General features: G+C 70.0%; 14 protein-coding genes. 8 read left to right on the forward strand and 6 right to left on the reverse strand.

Annotation, left to right across the window (positions count from 1 at the left end):
* Positions 1–63: 63 nt before the first annotated feature.
* Positions 64–813, reverse strand: a complete 750-nt coding sequence (locus ACTVCO_RS03215; RefSeq protein WP_443726932.1) for an exonuclease domain-containing protein — start codon at positions 811–813, stop codon at positions 64–66.
* A gap of 320 nt (positions 814–1,133) precedes the next feature.
* Between ACTVCO_RS03215 and aceA the strand changes: the two genes are divergently transcribed.
* The 4 genes from aceA to ACTVCO_RS03235 all read left to right on the forward strand — a co-directional run bounded on the left by aceA (position 1,134) and on the right by ACTVCO_RS03235 (position 7,261).
* The gene (gene aceA / locus ACTVCO_RS03220; protein ID WP_443727149.1) at positions 1,134–2,435 is read left to right on the forward strand and encodes an isocitrate lyase; all 1,302 of its coding nucleotides are present in this window, start codon (positions 1,134–1,136) and stop codon (positions 2,433–2,435) included.
* Positions 2,436–2,497: 62 nt separating this feature from the next.
* Positions 2,498–4,156: a malate synthase A gene (gene aceB, locus ACTVCO_RS03225; RefSeq protein ID WP_443726933.1), complete on the forward strand. Its 1,659-nt coding sequence runs from the start codon at positions 2,498–2,500 to the stop codon at positions 4,154–4,156.
* Positions 4,157–4,336: 180 nt separating this feature from the next.
* Positions 4,337–5,461, forward strand: coding sequence for a GuaB3 family IMP dehydrogenase-related protein (locus ACTVCO_RS03230; RefSeq protein WP_443726934.1), 1,125 nt, complete (start codon positions 4,337–4,339; stop codon positions 5,459–5,461).
* A 120-nt stretch (positions 5,462–5,581) separates the two neighbouring features.
* Complete coding sequence (locus ACTVCO_RS03235; protein WP_443726935.1) at positions 5,582–7,261, forward strand: succinic semialdehyde dehydrogenase; 1,680 nt, start codon at positions 5,582–5,584, stop codon at positions 7,259–7,261.
* A 195-nt stretch (positions 7,262–7,456) separates the two neighbouring features.
* On the opposite strand, the gene ACTVCO_RS03240 is transcribed toward ACTVCO_RS03235, so the two are convergent.
* The 3 genes from ACTVCO_RS03240 to ACTVCO_RS03250 form a co-directional block, all read right to left on the reverse strand.
* Positions 7,457–8,650 carry an acetate/propionate family kinase gene (locus tag ACTVCO_RS03240; protein ID WP_443726936.1) on the reverse strand — a complete coding sequence of 398 codons (1,194 nt, stop codon included), beginning with the start codon at positions 8,648–8,650 and terminating at the stop codon, positions 7,457–7,459.
* A gap of 38 nt (positions 8,651–8,688) precedes the next feature.
* A complete protein-coding gene (gene pta, locus ACTVCO_RS03245; RefSeq protein WP_443726937.1) occupies positions 8,689–10,770 on the reverse strand; it encodes a phosphate acetyltransferase in 2,082 nt (693 codons plus the stop codon).
* Between the two features lie 267 nt (positions 10,771–11,037).
* Complete coding sequence (locus ACTVCO_RS03250; RefSeq protein WP_443726938.1) at positions 11,038–13,542, reverse strand: phosphoketolase family protein; 2,505 nt, start codon at positions 13,540–13,542, stop codon at positions 11,038–11,040.
* Between the two features lie 132 nt (positions 13,543–13,674).
* Here ACTVCO_RS03250 and ACTVCO_RS03255 point away from each other — a divergent pair, with 132 nt between their 5' ends.
* A complete protein-coding gene (locus ACTVCO_RS03255) occupies positions 13,675–14,538 on the forward strand; it encodes an SURF1 family protein (protein ID WP_443726939.1) in 864 nt (287 codons plus the stop codon).
* A gap of 49 nt (positions 14,539–14,587) precedes the next feature.
* Here ACTVCO_RS03255 and ACTVCO_RS03260 read toward each other — a convergent pair whose 3' ends face one another.
* Positions 14,588–16,330 carry an ABC transporter ATP-binding protein gene (locus tag ACTVCO_RS03260; protein ID WP_443726940.1) on the reverse strand — a complete coding sequence of 581 codons (1,743 nt, stop codon included), beginning with the start codon at positions 16,328–16,330 and terminating at the stop codon, positions 14,588–14,590.
* On the reverse strand, positions 16,327–18,126 hold the full coding sequence (locus tag ACTVCO_RS03265) for an ABC transporter ATP-binding protein (protein ID WP_443726941.1): 1,800 nt from the start codon (positions 18,124–18,126) through the stop codon (positions 16,327–16,329). The genes ACTVCO_RS03260 and ACTVCO_RS03265 overlap by 4 nt, the downstream gene beginning before the upstream one ends.
* 59 nt (positions 18,127–18,185) lie before the next feature.
* On the opposite strand from ACTVCO_RS03265, the gene ACTVCO_RS03270 reads away from it, so the two are divergent.
* The 3 genes from ACTVCO_RS03270 (at position 18,186) to ACTVCO_RS03280 (ending at position 21,126) form a co-directional block, all read left to right on the forward strand.
* Positions 18,186–18,590 (forward strand): DUF3817 domain-containing protein, encoded by a 405-nt coding sequence (locus ACTVCO_RS03270; protein ID WP_443726942.1) that lies wholly within the window; start codon positions 18,186–18,188, stop codon positions 18,588–18,590.
* 49 nt (positions 18,591–18,639) lie between these two features.
* Complete coding sequence (gene guaA / locus ACTVCO_RS03275) at positions 18,640–20,217, forward strand: glutamine-hydrolyzing GMP synthase (protein WP_443726943.1); 1,578 nt, start codon at positions 18,640–18,642, stop codon at positions 20,215–20,217.
* Between the two features lie 309 nt (positions 20,218–20,526).
* Positions 20,527–21,126, forward strand: coding sequence for a hypothetical protein (locus tag ACTVCO_RS03280; protein WP_443726944.1), 600 nt, complete (start codon positions 20,527–20,529; stop codon positions 21,124–21,126).
* Positions 21,127–21,166 lie beyond the last annotated feature (40 nt).

Here is a 21,166-nt window from a genome sequence, read left to right on the forward strand (position 1 = left end):
CTCCGATCGCGGGAAGGAGGGCGGGGCGGCAGGGCGGGCGCTGCGGTAGGAGACGAACGCCGTTCAGCGCTCGTCAACCAACCATTCGAGGCCCGCGCCGGGGCCGTCGAGGCTCTTGGAGACGCGCCAGGCGTTGAAGCTCGCGGCCCACTCCCGGTGAGCCTCGGCTTGGAAGCCGTGCAGGTCGCGCAGGTCCATCTGGGCGAGCGCCGGGTAGCGCTCGATCATCGCTGCGAGGACGTCGAGGGTCGCGATGACGTCGACGTCGGCGGTGTGGAGATCGACTGCCTCGTCGACCCCGTAGATGCCGCACAGGTCGACGAGCTTGCGCTTTCCCTTGCGCCAGCGGTCGACCTTGCGGTCGATGACGAGCGGGTCGATGACGCCGATGACGGGCCCGCCGAGGCGATCAGCGAGGGTCGGCAGGCCGTGACGGACCAGCTCGGCCTCGAGGATCGAGACGTCGAACGTCGCGTTGAACGCGACGAGCGGGACGCCCGCACTCATGTCAGCGGCGATCCGCGCCGCGATCTCGTCGAGCGCGACCCAGGGCGAGACGCCGTGCAGGCGCGCGTGCTCGGTCGTGATGCCGTGGATCGCTGACGCGGCCTCGGGGATCGGGATGCCGGGGTCGATGAGCCAGGTGTCGACGGTCGTGCCGCGGAGCGGGTCCCGGCGCACGAGCGCTGCGGTGACGATGCGGTCGGACGAGGTGCTCACGCCCGTCGTCTCGGTGTCGAAGCCCAGGAGCGGGCCCGAGGCCCACGTGTGGGAGAAGAGGTCGGGTGCTGCGTCGTGTCTGGTGTGCGTCATGGTCGCCCGTTCGTCGTCGGTTCGTTGGTGCGGTGCTCGCTCCCAGAACCATGGTCCCAGCAGCCTCGGACATTCGGGTGGAGGGACGTGGGCGCGCTCCCCGGGGGCACCCGGTGGGGCGTGAGGCGACCTCCCGTGCCCCGAAGTTCCCGGAGCGTAAAGAATCGCAGATCTTTAGCTCGAAGAAGGGCTGTGGAGGGGCGGTCAGACAGAAGAACGTTGATTCAGACGGCACGAGGCCGTTCCGTATCAAGGAGGAACCCGTGAGCACGACCACCCTCACCCCCCAGAGCCCCGCATCACACGGCGCGGGCGAGAAGATCGTCGCGACCGCCCGCGTTCTTCCAGGCGACCAGACGCAGACCGCCGCCGAGCTCTCCCACGACTGGGCGACGAACCCCCGCTGGGCCGGCATCCGCCGCGACTACACGGCTGAGGACGTCATCGCCCTGCGCGGCTCCGTCCGCGAGGATGCGACGCTCGCCCGACGCGGCGCCGAGCGGCTGTGGGACCTGCTCCACACCGAAGAATGGGTCCCCGCGCTCGGAGCGCTCACCGGCAACCAGGCCGTCCAGCAGGTTCGTGCGGGCCTCAAGGCGATCTACCTCTCGGGATGGCAGGTCGCGGCCGACGCCAACCTTTCCGGCCAGACGTACCCCGACCAGTCGCTCTACCCCGCCAACTCCGTGCCCGCTGTCGTGCGCCGCATCAACAACGCCCTCCTGCGCGCCGACCAGATCGAGACGGCCGAGCACGGGCAGCCCGCGCGCGAGTGGCTCGCGCCGATCGTCGCCGACGCGGAGGCAGGCTTCGGAGGCCCGCTCAATGCGTACGAGCTCATGCACCAGATGATCAGCGCGGGCGCGGCCGGCGTGCACTGGGAGGACCAGCTCGCGTCCGAGAAGAAGTGCGGACACCTCGGAGGCAAGGTCCTCGTCCCCACGCAGCAGCACGTGCGCACGCTCTCCTCAGCACGACTCGCTGCCGACGTCGCCGGGACGTCCTCGCTCATCGTCGCTCGGACCGACGCGCTCGCGGCCGACCTCATCACGAGCGACATCGACCCGCGTGACGAGTCCTTCCTCACGGGCGAACGCTCGTCGGAGGGCTTCTACCGGACGCGCGCCGGCCTCGACGCAGTCATCAGCCGCGGGCTCGCGTACGCGCCCTACGCCGACCTCGTCTGGGTCGAGACCGGCGAGCCTGACCTCGGCCTCGCACGAGAGTTCGCCGAGGCGCTCCACGCCGAGCACCCCGGCAAGATGCTCGCCTACAACTGCTCGCCGTCGTTCAACTGGAAGAAGCACCTCGACGACGCGACGATCGCCCGCTTCCAGCGCGAGCTTGCGAGCTACGGCTACGTCTTCCAGTTCATCACCCTCGCGGGCTTCCATGCCCTCAACCACTCGATGTTCGAGCTCGCGCGCGGCTACCGCGAACGCGGCATGAGCGCGTATGTCGAGCTCCAGGAGGCCGAGTTCGCGTCCGAGGCCGACGGCTACACCGCGACCCGTCACCAGCGAGAGGTCGGAACCGGCTACTTCGACCGTGTCGCAGGAGTGCTCAACCCCGACAGCGCAACCCTCGCCCTCGCCGGGTCGACGGAGTCCGAGCAGTTCTGAGCCACTCACCCACCCCCGACGCGGGCCGCGCGCCCGCGTCGGTGTTCCCCAAGGAGCTTCCGATGACCCTCACGACCGACCCCACGACCGACCCCGGCCCGACGTCCTCGACGCCGCCCACGCTCCGCCCGACGCATGACGCGGGGGAGCGCGGAGCTGACATCCTCACCCCCGACGCGCTCGGCTTCGTCGCCGAGCTTCACGACCGCTTCGCCGCACGACGCCACGACCTCCTCGTCCAGCGTCAACGCGCGCGACAGATGATCGAGGACGGGATCGACCCCGACTTCCTGCCCGAGACTGCGCACGTTCGTCGTGACCGCTCGTGGCGCGTCGCAGGCCCTGGCCCGGGCCTCGAGCGCAGGCACGTCGAGATCACGGGTCCGACGGACCCCAAGATGGCGATCAACGCCTTGAGCTCGGGCGCCGACGTCTGGCTCGCCGACCATGAGGACGCGCTGAGCCCGACGTGGGCGAACATCGTCGGCGGGCAGATCTCGCTCCACGACGCGATCCGCGGCACGCTCGCGTACACGTCTCGCGAGGGCAAGGACTACCGTCTCCCGTCGAGCACGTTGTCGGACCTGCCGACGATCGTCTTCAGGCCGCGTGGCTGGCACCTCACGGAGAAGCACCTGCGCTTCGGCGATCGGGCCGGGACCGAGACGCCCGCGTCGGCGTCGCTCGTCGACGCCGGGCTCTACCTCTTCCACAACGCGACGGAGCTCGTTGCCCGAGGACGCGGCCCGTACCTCTACCTGCCCAAGCTCGAGGGACGGCGCGAGGCGCGGCTGTGGGACGAGGTGTTCTCGTTCGCCGAGGAGCGTCTCGACCTGCCGCACGGGACGATCCGCGCGACCGTCCTCATCGAGACGCTTCCCGCGGCGTTCGAGATGGACGAGATCCTCTATGAGCTGCGCGACCACTGCGCGGGGCTCAACGCCGGCCGCTGGGACTACCTGTTCTCGATGATCAAGAACTTCCGGCGTCGCGGCTCATTCTTCGTCCTCCCTGACCGTGGCTCGGTGACGATGACGGTCCCGTTCATGCGTGCCTACACCGAGCTGCTCGTCGCGACGTGCCACCAGCGAGGGGCGCAGGCGATCGGCGGAATGAGCGCGTTCATCCCTGACCGTCGTCGTCCTGAGATCACGGAGCGTGCCGAGAAGCAGGTCCGGGCCGACAAGCGCCGTGAGGCGACCGATGGGTTTGACGGGACGTGGGTCGCGCACCCCGACCTCATCCCGTTCGCGCGCGAAGAGTTCGAGGACGTGCTCGAGGGCCGTGATGACCAGCGGGACAGGCTGCGCGCGGACGTCCACGTGACGGCGCGCGACCTGCTCGATGTCTCCTCGGCGTCCGCGGGCGCGGGGGTCTCGGCGGAGGGACTGCGCACGAACATCTCCGTCGGTGTCCGGTACATCGATTCGTGGCTGCGCGGGACGGGTGCCGCCGCGATCGACCACCTCATGGAGGACGCGGCGACCGCCGAGATCTCGCGCTCGCAGGTGTGGCAGTGGATTCACAACGGCACGCGTACGCAGGGTGGGGCGCTCATCACCGTTGAACGCGTCGAGTCGCTCCTCGCCCAGATCGTCGACGACCTCCCGCGGACGCCGGGCGACAGGATCGACGAGGCGGCCCAGATCTTCCGGGACGTGGCGTGCGGGGACGACTTCCCGACGTTCCTCACGATCGGAGCGTATGCACGGCTCGACTGAGCCGAGGGTGTGCGACGGGGCTCGTGGCTGCGGCCGCGGGCCCCCTCGCGCGGTCGAGACGTCGACGTCGGTCGGCGCGGGCAACGACGTCGTCGACGCGAGGACCGCGAGCGCGATGAGGGCCCGCGTCCGGGACGAGCGTCACGGGTCCCTGCGCGTGCGCACGGTATCCTGGGACGCGTGAGCAACGAGATCGAGATCGGCCGTGGCAAGCGCGGACGCCGCGCATACTCCTTCGACGACATCGCCATCGTGCCCTCGCGGCGCACGCGCGACCCGAAGGATGTCTCTGTCAGCTGGCAGATCGATGCCTTCCACTTCGAGACGCCTATCATCGCCGCGCCGATGGACTCGGTCATGAGCCCCGCGACGGCCATCGCGCTCGGCAAGCTGGGCGGCCTCGGTGTCCTCGACCTCGAGGGTCTGTGGACCCGGTACGAGGACCCGCAGCCGCTCCTCGACGAGATTGCCTCGCTCGATGAGGTGCGCGCGACGGCCCGCATGCAAGAGATCTACGCCGAGCCCATCAAGGGCGAGCTCATCAAGGCGCGTCTCAAAGAGATCCGCGACGCAGGCGTCGTCGTCGCTGGTGCCCTCACGCCGCAGCGGACGCAGGAGTTCTCCGCGGACGTCATCGCGGCGGGCGTCGACATCTTTGTCATCCGTGGCACGACGGTCTCGGCCGAGCACGTCTCGGGCAACGCCGAGCCGCTCAACCTCAAGCGCTTCATCTACGAGCTCGACGTCCCCGTCATCGTCGGCGGGGCCGCGACCTACCAGGCCGCGCTCCACCTCATGCGCACGGGCGCGGCGGGCGTGCTCGTCGGCTTCGGTGGCGGAGCCGCGCACACGACGCGCACGACCCTCGGCATCCATGCCCCGATGGCCTCGGCCGTCGCCGACGTCGCAGCCGCGCGCCGCGACTACCTCGACGAGTCGGGCGGCCGCTATGTCCACGTCATCGCCGACGGCGGCATCGGCCGCTCGGGCGACCTCGTCAAGGCCGTCGCGTGCGGTGCTGACGCGGTGATGGTGGGTGCGGCGCTCGCCCGTGCGACCGACGCTCCGGGCCAGGGCTACCACTGGGGTCCGGAGGCGCACCACATGCAGCTGCCGCGCGGCCTGCGCGTCGAGGTGGGCCAGGCCGGCACGTTCGAGGAGATTCTCTTCGGCCCGTCCGACCGTGCCGACGGGACGCGTAACCTCGTGGGCGCGCTGCGTCGTTCGATGGCGACGACCGGGTACTCGGACCTCAAGGAGCTTCAGCGCGTCGAGGTCGTCATCTCGCCCTACCAGCCGCACTGACGTCTTTGCACGTCCACCGCAGCCCGTCGACGCGTCTCGCGTCGGCGGGCTGCGGTGTTCCCGGGTTCGCGGAGAGGTGAAACCCGGCTGGGTGTCAGTGGTACGGCGTAGGTTCGACCCATGAGCAACGAGCCCCACGCGACCGCCGACGACGCCGGACGCGAGAAGAACGTGCCCGTGACCACCCACGGCGCCGCCGTTCCCGCGATGACGGGGCCTCTTGACCCTGAGGACGTGGGGTCGACGTACCTCCTCGAGCCCGACGACCTCTCGCACCTGGTGCGGCAGCTTGTCGTGTCGCCAGGTGCGGCCTGCCGGCGTGTGCGCTCGCCTCAGACGGGTGCGCCGCTGGCCTCGATCCCCGTCTCGACAGCCGACGACGTCGTGCGCGCAGTCACTGAGGCCCGTTCGGCGCAGCGCGCGTGGGCCCGGCGCACGGTCGCGGACCGGGCGCAGATCCTGCTCGCACTCGGTGACATCGTGCTCGCCGAGCAGTCCGACGTTCTCGATCTCATCCAGCTGGAGAACGGCAAGTCGCGTGCGAGCGCCTTCGAAGAGGTCGCCGACGTTGCGCAGGTGACCCGCCACTACGGTGTTCGCGGGCCGTCCTACCTGCGGCCGCGTCGCGTACCCGGAATGCTGCCCGTGCTCACGCAGGCACGCGTCCACCGGCGCCCCGTTGGAGTTGTGGGAGTCGTCGCGCCGTGGAACTACCCGCTCACACTCGCGCTCTCGGACGCTCTGCCAGCGCTGCTCGCGGGCAACACCGTCGTCCTCAAGCCCGACCCCCAGACGACGCTCACGGCCCTGTGGGCTGCCGAGGCGCTGCTGCGGGCCGGGCTGCCGCGCGGCGTCCTTCGCGTCGTCTCGGGCGGTGGGGACGTGGGCGCTGCGCTTGTCGACGCGGTCGACCACGTCGTCTTCACGGGCTCAACCGCGACCGGGCGCACGGTGGCCGCGCAGGCCGCGGGCCGCCTCATCGGCGCGACGCTTGAGCTGGGCGGCAAGAACCCGCTCTATGTCGCCGCTGACGCTGACATCGAGGCTGCCGCACTGGGCGCTGTGCGCGCGAGCTTTGGCAACACGGGTCAGCTGTGCATGTCGATCGAGCGGATCTACGTCCATGCGGATGTGGCCGAGAAGTTCACTGCGGCGTTCGTCGCTCACGTCCGCGCGCTGCGCGTCGGCCCGGGTCTCGACTACACGCGTGACATCGGCTCCCTCACCACCGAGGCTCAGCTGGAGCGCGTCACCCGGCACGTTGACGACGCGCTGGCGCGCGGCGCGCGTGCCCTCGTCGGGGGCGTGCATCGCACTGACCTCGGCCCGCTCTTTCACGAGCCGACCGTCCTCACCGACGTCCCCGACGACGCCCTGTGCGCGCGTGAGGAGACGTTCGGGCCGCTCGTCACGGTGCGCGTCGTTCACGACGACGACGAGGCTGTGCGCCTCATGAACGACACTGAGTACGGGCTCAACGCGAGTATCTGGACGCGCGACACTCGCCGAGGTCGGGACCTCGCATCACGGGTCGAGGCTGGTTCTGTCGGTATCAACGACGGCTACGCGTCCGCGTGGGGGTCCGTCGCTGCGCCCATGGGGGGCTTCAAGCAGTCGGGCCTCGGCCGCCGCCACGGCCGCGAGAGCATCGAGGCGATGACCGAGCCGCAGACCGTCGTCGTCCAGCGGCTCGTCAGCCACGGCGCGAGCCTCGACGAGCTCTTCACGCTCCCGGAAGGCAAGGGTCAGGCGCTCCTCACGACGGGCCTGCGCGCCCTGCGGGCGCTGCGCATGCCGTGACCCCGGCGCGGTGCGCCCCGAGCCGCGCACCCGAGCCCCTGGGCCGCGCTGCAGGTCGCAGGTTGCAGGTCGTGCCTAGCGGTCCTTGGCCATGGCACCCCTCCGAAGGTCGTCGCCTCACAGGTGTTCGACCCAGCACGACGGCCCGGCACCCCGCTCGCGGGATGCCGGGCCGTCGCACGTCGCGCGGCGGCCTCAGCCGACGAGCGCGACCGCCTGCCGTGCGATCGCGAGCTCCTCGTTCGTCGGGACGACGAGCACCGTGACCCGCGAGGCGTCCGTCGAGATGATCGTCGGCTCCTTCTTGCGACCCGCGTTGCGTGCCGGATCGATCTCGATACCGAGATCCTCGAGGCCTGCGAGGGCCAGCGCACGCACAATGTCGTCGTTCTCGCCGATACCGGCCGTGAACGTGATGACGTCGACACCGCCGAGAACTGCGAGGTACGCGCCCACGTACTTCTTCAGACGGTGCGCGTACACATCCAGTGCCAGGCGTGCATCCTGCGAGCCCTGCTCAACGAGCTCGTGGATCGCACGGAAGTCCGACTCGCCCGTCAGCCCGAGCATGCCCGAGCGCTTGTTGAGCAGCGTGTCGATCTCGTCGACGCTCATGCCGGCCGTGCGGTAGAGGTGGAAGATCACCGCCGGGTCGATGTCCCCCGAGCGCGTCCCCATGACCAGACCCTCAAGCGGAGTCAGCCCCATCGACGTCTCGACCGCGACCCCGCCCCGCACTGCCGACACCGACGCGCCGTTGCCGAGGTGGAGGACGATCTGCCGCAGGTCCGCGAGCGGACGGCCGACGACGTCCGCGGCAGCCTTCGAGACGAAGTCGTGCGACGTCCCGTGGAACCCATACCGGCGCACCTGGTTCGCCGCCGCGACCTCACGGTCGATCGCGTACGTGAACGCGGCCTCGGGGAGCGTCTGGAAGAACGCCGTGTCGAAGATTGCGACGTGCGGGACGTCGGGGAGCAGTTCTCGCGCGACCTCGAGCCCCGCAACGTGGCCCGGGTTGTGCAGGGGCGCGAGCGGCACGAGGCCGCGGATCTGCTCGACGACCTCGTCCGTCACGAGGGTCGGGCCCGAGAACAGCGAGCCACCCTGGACGACGCGGTGCCCGACGGCGACGACATTCGCGGACTCGAGGTCCGGGCCGTGCGCCGCGAAGAGGTCGAGCACACGGCGCAGCCCTGTCGCGTGATCGGGAACCGGCTCGTCGAGACGCGTCTGCTCACCCGCGTGCTTGTGCGTGACGATGCCCTCGGACTGACCGATGCGCTCGACGATGCCCGAGGCGATCGCTTCACCGTCGATCGTGTCGACGAGCTGGTACTTGATCGACGACGAGCCTGCATTGATGACGAGGACGGACGGATGGGTCATGGTGTGAGCAACTCCTTGCTTCTCCGCGCCGGGCGCGGTCACGCGCCCGCGGGCGCGTCGCCCTGGGCCTGGATGGCGGTGATCGCCACGGTGTTGACGATGTCCTGGATGAGAGCGCCGCGCGAGAGGTCGTTGACCGGCTTGCGCAGACCCTGCAGCACGGGGCCGACCGCAACCGCGCCGGCCGACCGCTGAACAGCCTTGTACGTGTTGTTGCCCGTGTTGAGGTCCGGGAAGATGAAGACCGTCGCGCGGCCCGCGACCGCCGAGTCCGGCAGCTTGGTCTGGGCGACCGACGCATCGACCGCCGCGTCGTACTGGATCGGGCCTTCGACCGAAAGATCGGGGCGACGTTCGCGCACGATCTCGGTGGCGAGTCGGACCTTGTCGACGTCCGCGCCCGTGCCCGACGCACCCGTCGAGTACGAGAGCATCGCGATGCGCGGCTCGACACCGAACTGCGCGGCGGTGGCGGCCGACGAGATCGCGATGTCCGCGAGCTGCTCCGCCGTGGGGTCGGGGTTGACCGCGCAGTCGCCGTAGACGAGCACGCGATCCTCGAGACACATGAGGAAGACCGACGAGACGACCGAGACGTCCGGCACGGTCTTGATGATCTCGAACGACGGCTTGATCGTGTGCGCTGTCGTGTGCGCGGCGCCCGAGACCATGCCGTCGGCGAGGCCGAGCTGGACCATCATCGTGCCGAAGTACGACACCGAGCCGACGATCTCTCGTGCGCGCTCAACCGTCATGCCCTTGTGCTTGCGCAGCTCGGTGTACTCGACCGCGAAGCGCTCGTGGAGCTCGCCCTCGGACGGGTCGACGAGCTGCGCCCCCGTGAGGTCGAGGCCGAGCTCAGCCGCACGCGCCTGGATGTCGCGGGGCGAGCCGAGGAGCGTCAGGTCAGCGACCTGACGCTGCAGCAGCTGGGCGGCGGCGCGCAGGATGCGGTCGTCGTTGCCCTCGGGCAGGACGATGTGCTTGCGGTCCGCGCGCGCCCGGGCGAGCAGCTCGTACTCGAACATGAGCGGCGTGACGACCTCGGTGCGCGAGAGCTGGAGATGGTCGAGAAGAACATCACCCTCGACGTGCTGCTCGAACAGTGCGAGCGCCGTCGCCACCTTGAGATCAGCGTCCTTCGTCACCATGCCCCGCGTCTCGTACGCGGCCGAGGCGGAGCGGAACGTGCCGAGGTTCGTCGCGACGATGGGCAGGCGCTGGTTGAGGCCCTCGACGAGACGCGCAATCGTCTCTGGCGGTTCGAAGCCACCGTTGAGGATGATCCCCGAGAGGCTCGGGAAGCCCGCGGCCGAGTTCGCCATGACGAGGCCGAGAAGGATGTCTGACCGGTCACCCGGAGCGATGACCACGGAACCCTCGGAGAGCCGACCCAGCAGGTGCTCGACGCTCATCGCGCCGACCTGGATGTCGAGGACCTCGCGGCCCAGGAGCGCAGGGTCGCCGAGCAGCAGGCGTCCGCCGACCGCGTCCGCGAGCTGACCCATGGTCGGGGCAGAGAGGAACGGCTCCTCGGGGATCGCCCAGCTCGGCAGAGGACCCGCGAGAGCCGCCGCGACGTCGGTGATGGCGTCGGGCGCGCAGCGGTTGGCAACGACCGCGACCGCGTGCGCGTGGTGGGCCGCGAGCTCGGCGATCGCGACGTCGGCGCTCTGGCGGACCGCCTCGGGGGTACGCCGGGCGCCTGAGACGACGAGGAGGACGGGGGCGCCGAGGTTCGCAGCGATGCGCGCGTTGACGCCGAGCTCGGTCGGTCCCGCGACGTCCGTGTAGTCCGTGCCGACGATGACGACCGCGTCGCACTTGGCTGAGATCGCGTGGTAGCGGCTGACGATCGTCGAGAGCGCAGCGTCGACGTCGGCGTGCAGCTCGTCGTACGTCACACCGACGCACTCCTCGTACGAGAGGTCGACGCCGTCGTGGGCCAGCAGGAGCTCAAGGACGTAGTCGCGGTGCTGCGTGGACCGCGCGACGGGGCGGAAGACACCGACGCGCTGTGCGCGCCTGGTCAGCAGGTCGACGACGCCGAGCGCGAGCGTCGACTTACCGGTCGCTCCCTCGGCAGACGTGATGTAGATGTTCCGGGCCGACGTTGTCACTAGCTCGCCTCCTGTGCGGGCGGCCCCCTCCGGGTCGCCAGTCGCGGGACGCCGACGGCGTCGACGCTGGTCCGCGGGTGAACCCGCCGTATGACAGGTTCTCGTTCCACCAAACACGGTGAGTGACGGGCAAAGGGGGGACCGAGGTCCCGGGCCGTTCACGTACCCGTGTGTGGCTCAACACAGCCTCCCATCTCCGCGCACCCGTCGGCACACAACCAGGCCCTCAGTGGGCGAGACGTCGATCACGAAGCGCGGGCGGACGCCCTACACGTTGTCGCCTCCCGTGTCGTCGCCGCCACCGAGTTTGTTCTCGGCCGCGACTCCCGCCGACTCCGGCCACACCCAGTCGCGGATCTCGGGAAGATCCTCGCCGTGCGACCGCGTGTACTGACGCGCGCGCAGCCGCTCGTCCTGCATGTGCTGCCGGAGCCCGCCATACCGCGAGCCCAAGCCATCGACCCTGTCGATGACGTCGATGACGAGATGGAACCGATCGAGGTCGTTGAGCATGACCATGTCGAACGGCGTCGTCGTCGTGCCCTCCTCCTTGTACCCGCGGACATGGAGGTTCGCGTGCCCGGCCCTGCGGTACGTCAACCGGTGGATGAGCCACGGGTACCCGTGGTACGCGAAGATCACGGGCGCACTGGTCGTGAAGATCGTGTCGAAGTCGCGGTCGGTGAGGCCGTGAGGATGCTCCCGAGCGTCCTGGAGCCGCATGAGGTCGACGACGTTGACGACGCGGACCTTGAGCTCAGGCACGTGCCGACGCAGCAGATCGGCGGCCGCGAGGACCTCGAGCGTCGGCACGTCGCCCGCACACGCGAGCACGACGTCCGGGTCCTCGCCCGTGACCTCGGTTCCCGCCCAGTCCCAGATGCCCAGCCCGCGCGAGCAGTGCGCGACGGCCTCTTCCATCGTGAGGAGGTCCGCGGTCGGTTGCTTGCCCGCGATGACGACGTTGATGTAGTCCCGTGACCGCAGGCAATGGTCGTACGTGCTGAGGAGCGTGTTCGCGTCGAACGGCAGGTACACCCGGACGACCTCCGCCTTCTTGTTGACGACATGGTCGACGAAGCCAGGGTCCTGGTGCGAGAAGCCGTTGTGGTCCTGCCGCCACACATGGCTTGACAGGAGGTAGTTGAGGCTCGGGACGGGTCGCCGCCACGGGATCTCACGCGTCACCTTGAGCCACTTCGCATGCTGATTGGCCATCGAGTCGACGATGTGGATGAACGCCTCGTAGCAGTTGAACATCCCGTGCCGACCCGTGAGCAGGTAGCCCTCGAGCCACCCTTGGCACTGGTGCTCCGAGAGCATCTCGACGACGCGACCCCGGCGCGCGAGGTGGTCGTCGTCGTCCGCCGGCAGGTAGGCCCCGTTCCACACCTTGTCGGTGGCCGCGTACACGGCCTGCAGGCGGTTGGACGCGGTCTCGTCGGGCCCGAAGATGCGGAACGTCGTGGGGTTGAGGCGGATGACGTCGGTGAGGTACTCACCGAGAACGGCCGTCGCCCCGTGCGACGTCGCACCTGGCGACGGCACGTCGACCGCGTAGTCGCGGAAGTCCGGCAGCCGCAGGTCCTGCGTGAGCAGGCCACCGTTCGCATGAGGAGTGGCGCTCATGCGCAACGAACCCGCCGGCGCGAGCTGCGCGACGTCCGCGTCGAGCCGTCCGCTCTCGTCGAAGAGCTCTTCGGGCCGGTAGGACCGCAGCCAGCCGTCGAGCACCTCAAGGTGCTCGGGGGTGTCGCGCGCGCTCGCGAGCGGTACCTGGTGCGCGCGCCACGAGTCCTCGGTGCGCTGGCCGTCGATCTCGGGTGGGCACGTCCAGCCCTTCGGGGTGCGCAGGACGATCATCGGCCACCGCGGCCGCGACTCGTCACCCGCCGCGGCACGGTCCTTGATCGTGACGATCTCGTCGAGCACCCCGTCGAGCAGGTCGGCAAAACGCCGGTGGAACCCTGCGGGGTCCTCGTCGTCGAAACCCGCGACGAAGACGTGCGGCGTATGCCCGTAGCCCCGCCAGAGCGCATCGAGCTCGTCATCGTCGATGCGCGCGAGGACCGTGGGGTTGGCGATCTTGTACCCGTTGAGGTGGAGGACCGGCAGGACGACGCCGTCCGTCGCCGGGTTGAGGAACTTGTTCGAGTGCCAGCTCGTCGCGAGCGGCCCCGTCTCGGCCTCCCCGTCCCCGACGACCGCCGCGACGAGGAGATGAGGATTGTCGAACGCCGCACCGTACGCGTGCGACAACGCATAGCCGAGCTCGCCGCCCTCATGGATCGAGCCCGGGGTCTCGGGCGCGACGTGCGAGGGGATGCCGCCGGGGAAGGAGAACTGACGCACGAGCCTGCGCAGCCCCTCGTCGTCCTGCGTGATGTCTGGGTACGTCTCGGTGTACGTGCCCTCGAGGTAGGAGTTCGCCACGAGACCCGGACCGCCGTGGCCGGGACCAGTGATGAAGAGGGTCGAGAGGTTACGCTCCCGAATCGCGCGCGTGAGGTGCGCATAGACGAAGTTGAGGCCCGGCGTCGTGCCCCAGTGCCCGAGGAGGCGCGGCTTGACGTGCTCGCGCGTGAGCGGCTCCCGCAGCAGAGGGTTGGCGAGCAGGTAGATCTGCCCGACCGAGAGGAAGTTCGCGGCCCGCCACCACCCGTCGAGCCGCGTGAGCGTCACGTCGTCGATCCCACCTGAGCCGCGCCGCCACGCGGTCGCAGCAGGATCGGTTGCGCCTAGGCGCCGTGACGATGGCTGGGGAACGTTCACGATGAGCTCCTCGGAGAGAGACGTCGAGCGGGTTCCGTACCCTCCCATCCTCCGCCGTGAAGGCCGATCCCACGAGGGGAGGGCCATCGCGGAGCGGCCGGGAAGGGCTGGCTGCCGCGATAGCGTGGAACCATGCGTGCCACCGTCCCCGACGCCTCGACCCCGCCTGCGGGACGTCCGTCGGTCTCCGACCACGTGCGTGCGGCCCTCACCCCGCACGCGCTCGCGATGTTCGTGGTCATGCTCGCAGCCGTCGCGGTGTGCGTGAGCCTGGGTGTGTGGCAGCTCTCGCGCGCCTACGAGCGCGGGGCGCAGGCCGAGCAGCACCGCCTCGAGGAGGCCTCGCGGACGGGACCGCGAGCGCTCGGGGACGTCCTTGCGCCCCAGTCCGCCTTCCCGGGCTCGGCGGTCGGCGCGAGTGTGAGCGTGACCGGTGCCTACGAGGACGACCAGCTGCTCGTCGCGGGTCGCGCGGTCGAGGGTCGCCTCGGCTACCTCGTCGTCGCGCCCTTGCGTGTGACGGACGACGGCACGGCCGGAGCCTCGTGGGCGGGCCTCTCGGGTGCTCCCGTGCTGCCCGTGGTGCGCGGCTGGGTCGCCACACCGCAGGACGCCCCTGCTCCGCCGACGGGCTCGGTCGAGATCGTCGGCTACCTGCAGAGCTCTGAGGCGGTGGGGGACGGTGCGATCGTCGATCGCGTCACGGACTCGATCGCGTCCGGCCAGCTCGCGAACCGCTGGGGAGGTCCGATCTACTCGGGCTACCTCGTGGCGTCCGCGGCGACGCCCGCGGACTCTGCGGCGTTCACGAGTGTTCCGCGCCCGACGATCCAGGGCGGGGACGGCATCAACGTGCAGAACCTCTTCTACGCGCTGCAGTGGTGGATCTTTGGCCTGTTCGCGGTGGGGCTGTGGGTGCAGATGGTGCGTGACGAGGCGCGTGCGACGCGCGACCCCGAGGCGTTCGCCGGCTGGGACCAGTTTCGGGACGCGTGAGGCGGCCGCCCCGAGGGGCGACCGCCTCATGTCCGTGCAGGTTGCCGGGCTACTCCGACTGCCAGGAGTGCCACAGCGCGGCATAGTCGCCGCCCGCAGCGACGAGGTCCGCGTGCGGTCCGATCTCGCTGATGCGACCCGCGTCCACGACCGCGACGCGGTCGGCGTCGTGCGCGGTGTGGAGCCGGTGAGCGATCGCGACCACCGTGCGTCCCGTGAGCACGGCTCCGAGCGACGCCTCGAGCTCGCGAGCTGCGCGCGGGTCGAGGAGGCTCGTCGCCTCGTCGAGGATGAGCGTGTGCGGGTCGAGCAGCACGAGCCGCGCGAGCGCGACCTGCTGAGCCTGCGCGGGCGTCAGCTGGTGACCACCTGAGCCGACCTCGGTGGCGAGCCCCTTGGGGAGGGACTCGACCCACGCGCGCGCCGCAACCGCGTCGAGCGCGTCGAGCAGGGCCTCGTCGCTTGCCGAGACGTCGGCGAGGCGCAGGTTGTCGGCGATCGACCCGACGAACACGTGGTGCTCCTGCGTGACGAGCGCGACGTGACCGCGCAGGTCCTCGAGCGGCAGGTCGACGAGAGGGACACCGCCGACCGTCGCCGTCCCACCCGTGGGCGGGTGGATCCCGGCGATCATGCGGCCGAGCGTCGACTTGCCCGCACCCGACGGCCCGACGACCGCGAGGCGCTCGCCCGGACGCAGGTCGAGGTCGATCCCGTGGAGGACGTCGTGGCCTTCGCGGTACGCGTAGCGCACCGCCTCGGTGCGGACGATCTCGTTCGTCGGAGCGACGCCTGTCGCGGTGCGGTCGGGTGCGACGATCCGCACGCCGAAGAGGCGGCCGAGCGAGGTCATCGCGACCTGGATCTCGTCGAGCCAGAAGACGAGCTCCCAGATGGGACCGATGATCATGCGCATGTAGAGGACGATCGAGGTCACTGCGCCGACCGTCGTCCAGCCGTGCGAGACGAGGAACGCGCCCCACAGCAGCAGGATGATCGGGGCGAGCATGAACGGCGTGTCGAGCCCGGGAGTGAGCACCGTGCGCAGGCGCAGCGTGTACCGCTCCGCCTCGAAGGCCTCGCGGAGGTCGGCCCGGAGCCGGGTGCGACGTGTCGGCTCGAGCGCGAGCGCGTCGATCGTCCGCGCGCCCTCGACCGACTCGGTGATCGTGCCGTTGAGCGATGCGTATGCTGCCGACTCCCGCTGGTAGCCCGGCGTCGCTCGGGCGAGGTACCAGCGAGAGACGAGCACGACGACGGGTGCGGTGAGCACCATGACGACCGTGACCTGTGGGGCGATGACGAACGCAGCGGCGAGCGTCGCGACGATCGTGATCGCGGCGACGAGGACCCGCGGCACGCCGAAGCGCACCGCGAACTGCACGCGGTCGACGTCGTTCGTCGTGCGCCCGACGAGGTCGCCTGTTCCGGCGGACTCGACGGTCGACAGGGGCAGGCGCGTCACGGTGTCGACGAAGTCCTCGCGGAGCTCGGCGAACATCGTCTCGCCATACATGCGTGCCTTGCGCTGGGCGAAGCGCACGAGAACTGACTGGATGATGACGGCCGCGACGAAGATCGCTGCGGCCTGGTCGACGACCTTGAGGGTTGCGCCCGCGATGATCTGGTCGACGAGCCGCCCGACGAGAAGGGGGCCGACGAGCCCGGCCAGGGCCGCGAACGTGTGCAGCACGGTGATGCCGATGAGCGGCTTGGAGTGGCGTCGCAGCAACGCTGCGGTGTGTCGGCGGGTGGTGGGACCGTCGGCGATGGGGAGCGTGCGCTGGCTCATCGGGTCACCTCCTCGATGGTCGGGTGGACGGGGCTGGAAGCGTGAGCGAGCGCCGCGTCGTCAGGCGTGTCCATGCTGCGGTCGACGACGGCGCGGTAACGGGCGCCCCTGTCGCTCTGGTCGGCAATAAGGCTGCGGTGCGTGCCGCGCGCGACGATCGAGCCTCCCGCGAGCAGGGCGACCTCGTCGACGTGGTCGAGGACGAGCGGGCTTGCCGTGACGATGACGGTTGTGCGGCCCCTGCGGGCTGCTGCGAGACGTTCCGCGATGCGAGCCTCCGTGTGCGCGTCGACCGCGCTCGTCGGTTCGATGAGCACGAGGACCTCGGCGTCGGTGAGCAGGGCGCGGGCGAGTGCAACGCGTTGGCGCTGGCCCCCCGAGAGGGTCCGGCCCTTCTCGGTGATCTCGCCGTCGAGGCCCCCCGGCGTCGAGTCGAGGACATCGCCTGCGTCCGCGACGTGCAGCGCGGCGAGGATCGACTCGTCGGACGCCCCGTGGCGGATGTCGAGGCCCGCGCGGAGCGACCCGGTGAACAGGTGGGGCGTCGCCTCGGCGATGACGATGCGGCGGCGCAGGGCCGCCTTGTCGAGGTCGCGCAGGAGAACGCCACCGAGCCGGACGGGTGTCGGTTCCTCGAGCTCGTCGTCGAGCCGGCCGAGCCGGGTCGCGACGGCTGCGGACGCGTCCGGGTCGTGGCACACGAGCGCGAGGACGCGTCCCGGAGCGACGACGAAGCCCGTCGTCTCGTCCACGAGCTCGGCGTCCTCACCGGGCATCGCGACCGGTGCGTCTGCGGTGCGCGTCGCGGCGTCGGTGCGCAGCACGTTGAGGATCTTGCGCGAGGCGATGAAGGCCCGGGTGACGAACTGGATGACCTCGACGATGTTCTGCATGGGCCACGTGAGGAACGAGGCGTAGCCGAAGAACGTCACGAGCTGACCCGCAGTGATGTTGCCCTTGACGGCCTCGCGGGCGCCGAGCCACAGGACGAGAGCGAGCATGAGGTAGGGCAGCAGGATCTGCAGGCCGTCGAGCCACGACTGGGTGACGGCCACGCGCTCGCCGGCGACCTTGACCTTCTGCGACTGCGCGCGGTAGCGGTCGGCGAAGACCTTCTCGCCGCCGATCCCGCGCAGGATGCGCAGGCCCGAGACGGTGTCGGCGCCCAGGGTCGTCAAGCGCCCCTGGGCCTCGCGCTGCGCCGCCTGGCGTGCCTGGAGCGGCTTGACGAGCAGGACGAGCGCACCCGAGACGAGGGGGAGCCCGATCGTCACGACGAGGCCGAGAACGACAGACATGTTGAGCATGACGACCGCGACGACGACGTACGCGCACAGCGATCCGACGAGGCGCGCAGCGTTCGCGTAGATGTCGCCCATGCGCAGCGCGTCGGACGCGACGGTCGCGACGACCTCACCGGTCGGCAGCTCTTCGCTGATCGCGTCACCCGAGGCGACGATGCGGTCGCCGATGAGCTCGGACGCGGCGAACGAGGCGCGCAACCAGTTGACGACGTCAGCCCGGTGACCCCACGCTGCCGTGACGATCTGAAGGACGGCGGCGGCGAGCAGAAGCGCTGACCAGCCCCAGAGCTCGGGCGTCAGGCCCTGCTCGAGACCAGAGTCGAGCGCGACGCCGAAGACGTACGGCATGACCGTCTGCGACGAGAACGTGAGGATGCCCAGCAGGAGTGCGAGGGCGAGCGGACCCTTTTGCTGGCGGGCCTGCCACAGGAGAAAGCGACCGGGGGAGCGAGTGTCGGGCGTGCCGAGGGAGTCGAGGGGGAGTGAACGCACCCGACTAGCATGGACTGCGCCACCGACATTCTCAGAACGATTTTCTCCCGGGAGCCGTAGTGCCGACGATCGACCTCACGACACGCATCGCCACGACGCGCGGCTCGCTCGCGCGCTACCGCGTCGCTGCCCTCGTCACCGGAGTCTTCCTCCTCGTGCTGTGCGTCGAGATGCTCGCCAAGTACGTGCTCAAGGTCCCCGACAGCGTCCTCACGTGGATCCGCTGGATCCCCTTCGCCCACGGCTGGATCTACGTGCTCTACCTCGTCACCGTCGTCGACCTGTGGGCAAAGATGCGCTGGTCGTTCGGGCGGCTGGCGACGATGGTCGTCGCAGGCGTCGTGCCCGTCATGTCGTTCATCCTCGAGAAGAAGGTGCACGCGGAGGCCACCGAGCTGCTCGACGGTGCCGCGCGCGCGGTGGCCGCGGGACGCGGGGACGCCGCGCACACATCGGCGTCCTGACCGGCGGGCACCGCCCGGGCACGTCCGCGGAGGCGTCTATCCTGGGGCGGTGACCAACACCCCGAACCCCGACGGACCCGTTCTCGTCGTCGACCTCGGTGCCCAGTACGCCCAGCTCATCGCGCGTCGAGTGCGCGAGGCACGGGTGTACTCCGAGGTCGTCCCGCACACCTGGTCGGTCGAGCGCATGCTCGCGAAGCGCCCCGCGGCGATCATCCTCTCGGGCGGACCGTCGTCCGTCTACGAAGAGGGCGCCCCGACGGTCGACCCGGCGATCTTTGACGCAGGGATCCCCGTCCTCGGCATCTGCTACGGCTTCCAGGCGATGGCGCAGGCTCTCGGCGGGACCGTCGCGCAGACGGGAACGCGCGAGTACGGCGGCACCGAGGTCGCCGTGGGCGACGCGGGCACGCTGCTCGCCGGCTCTCCGCCCGCGCAGACGACGTGGATGAGCCACGGCGACGCGGTCCACGCGGCGCCGGACGGGTTCGACGTCCTCGCGACCTCGCCCGGCTCGCCCATCGCAGCGTTCGAGAACCGTGCGCGCGCGCTCTTCGGTGTGCAGTGGCACCCCGAGGTCAAGCACTCCCCGCTCGGCCAGAAGGCCATCGAGAACTTCCTCTACGAGGGCGTCGGCCTCGCGGGCGACTGGACCCCCGGAAGCGTCATCGCCGACCAGGTCGCCTCGATCCGTGCCCAGGTCGGGGACGCGCGAGTCATCTGCGCGCTCTCCGGCGGCGTCGACTCCGCGGTTGCGGCTGCCCTCGTCCAGAAGGCCGTCGGCTCCCAGCTGACGTGCGTGCACGTCGATCACGGGCTCATGCGTGCGGGCGAGGTCGAGCAGATCGAGCGTGACTTTGTCGACTCGACGGGCGTGCGCCTCATCGTCCGCGACGAGAAGGAGCGCTTCCTGTCCGCGCTCGCGGGCGTCACGGACCCCGAGACCAAGCGCAAGATCATCGGCCGCGAGTTCATCCGCGTCTTCGAGGACGCGGCTCGCCAGGTCGTCGAGGAGGCTGGCGAGACCGGCGCCGAGGTGAAGTTCCTCGTCCAGGGCACGCTGTACCCCGACGTCGTCGAGTCCGGCGGGGGCGAGGGCGCCGCCAACATCAAGAGCCACCACAACGTCGGCGGCCTGCCCGACGACCTGCAGTTCGAGCTCGTCGAGCCGTTGCGCGACCTCTTCAAGGACGAGGTGCGCGCCGTGGGCCGCGAGCTCGGCGTCCCCGAAGAGATCGTCTCGCGTCAGCCGTTCCCGGGGCCGGGCCTCGGCATTCGCATCGTCGGTGAGGTCACGGCCGAGCGGCTCGACCTGCTGCGTGCAGCCGACGCGATCGCGCGCGCTGAGCTCACGGCGGCGGGCCTCGACGGTGAGATCTGGCAGTGCCCCGTCGTGCTGCTCGCGGATGTCCGCTCGGTCGGGGTCCAGGGCGATGGTCGTACCTACGGTCATCCGATCGTGCTGCGTCCCGTCTCGTCCGAGGACGCGATGACGGCTGACTGGTCGCGCGTGCCGTACGAGGTCCTCGCGAGGATCTCGACGCGCATCACGAACGAGGTTCCCGAGGTCAACCGCGTCGTGCTCGACGTGACGAGCAAGCCGCCGGGCACGATCGAGTGGGAGTAGCCGCGCTCGCGGCTCGTCCGACGGCCCGCCACCTCCGCAACGGAGGTGGCGGGCCGTCGCCATATTGCTGATGTGTCGCCGTGACCATAGGACAGACGTCCTGACATGACGCTGCGTCAGCGTGGTGGAGAGCCGCTCCGACCTGCGGAGACACGCCGAGCATTTTTGTGACGGAAGAACCTGACGGCGCCGTGAAAAGGTGGCCTAAGGTCCCAGGATCACGGCCACTCCAGTCCGTAACTTGGAGAACGAAGAAAGAACCATCGACCGGCCCGAAACCCGGGTCCGGCACCTGAGGGGAAGAAACCAATGAACGCCAACGTCAAGAAGTCCGTCTCGATCGTCTCGATCCTGTCCTTCGTCGCTGGAGCGGTGCTGATCATCGCCGGTGGAGTCGTCTGGGGCATGATCTCGAGCCAGCTCAAGGCCGAGGAGATCACGATCTCGGCGGACGCTGACATGTTCGCTGGCAAGAAGGTCGCGGGCCCGTTCACCGCCTTCGCGCAGGCTGAGGTCATCAACAAGCACGCGCTCGCCGGCTCCGAGGGCCTCACGTACGCGGAGCTCGGCTCCAAGGTCTCCGAGTTCAAGGACGCCGCGAAGGCTGCTGACACGACGAAGTCCGAGGAGATCGCCGCCGCGGTCGCTAAGACCGACATCGCGACCCTCACGCAGCTCGGCGCGTCGGCCGACGTCATCTCGAACACCGAGGCTGCGGCTCAGGCTCAGAACCAGCGCAACACGGTGATGAACGGCTCGTTCCTCCGCGCCTCGCTCTTCACCTCGGTCGTCGCCTACGGTGTCTCGGCCCTCGTCATCGGCCTCGGCGTCATGATGGCCGCCTTCGGCTTCGCGTTCAACCGCCTCGCCGCGGCTCCCGCCCCGGCCGTGGTCACCTCCAAGGAGTGACCCACCGCTAGTCGCTGACGACATGAGCCCCATCCCCTCG

The sequence above is a fragment of the Sanguibacter sp. A247 genome, from assembly GCF_052324925.1.
In the GTDB taxonomy this organism is placed as follows: domain Bacteria; phylum Actinomycetota; class Actinomycetes; order Actinomycetales; family Cellulomonadaceae; genus Flavimobilis.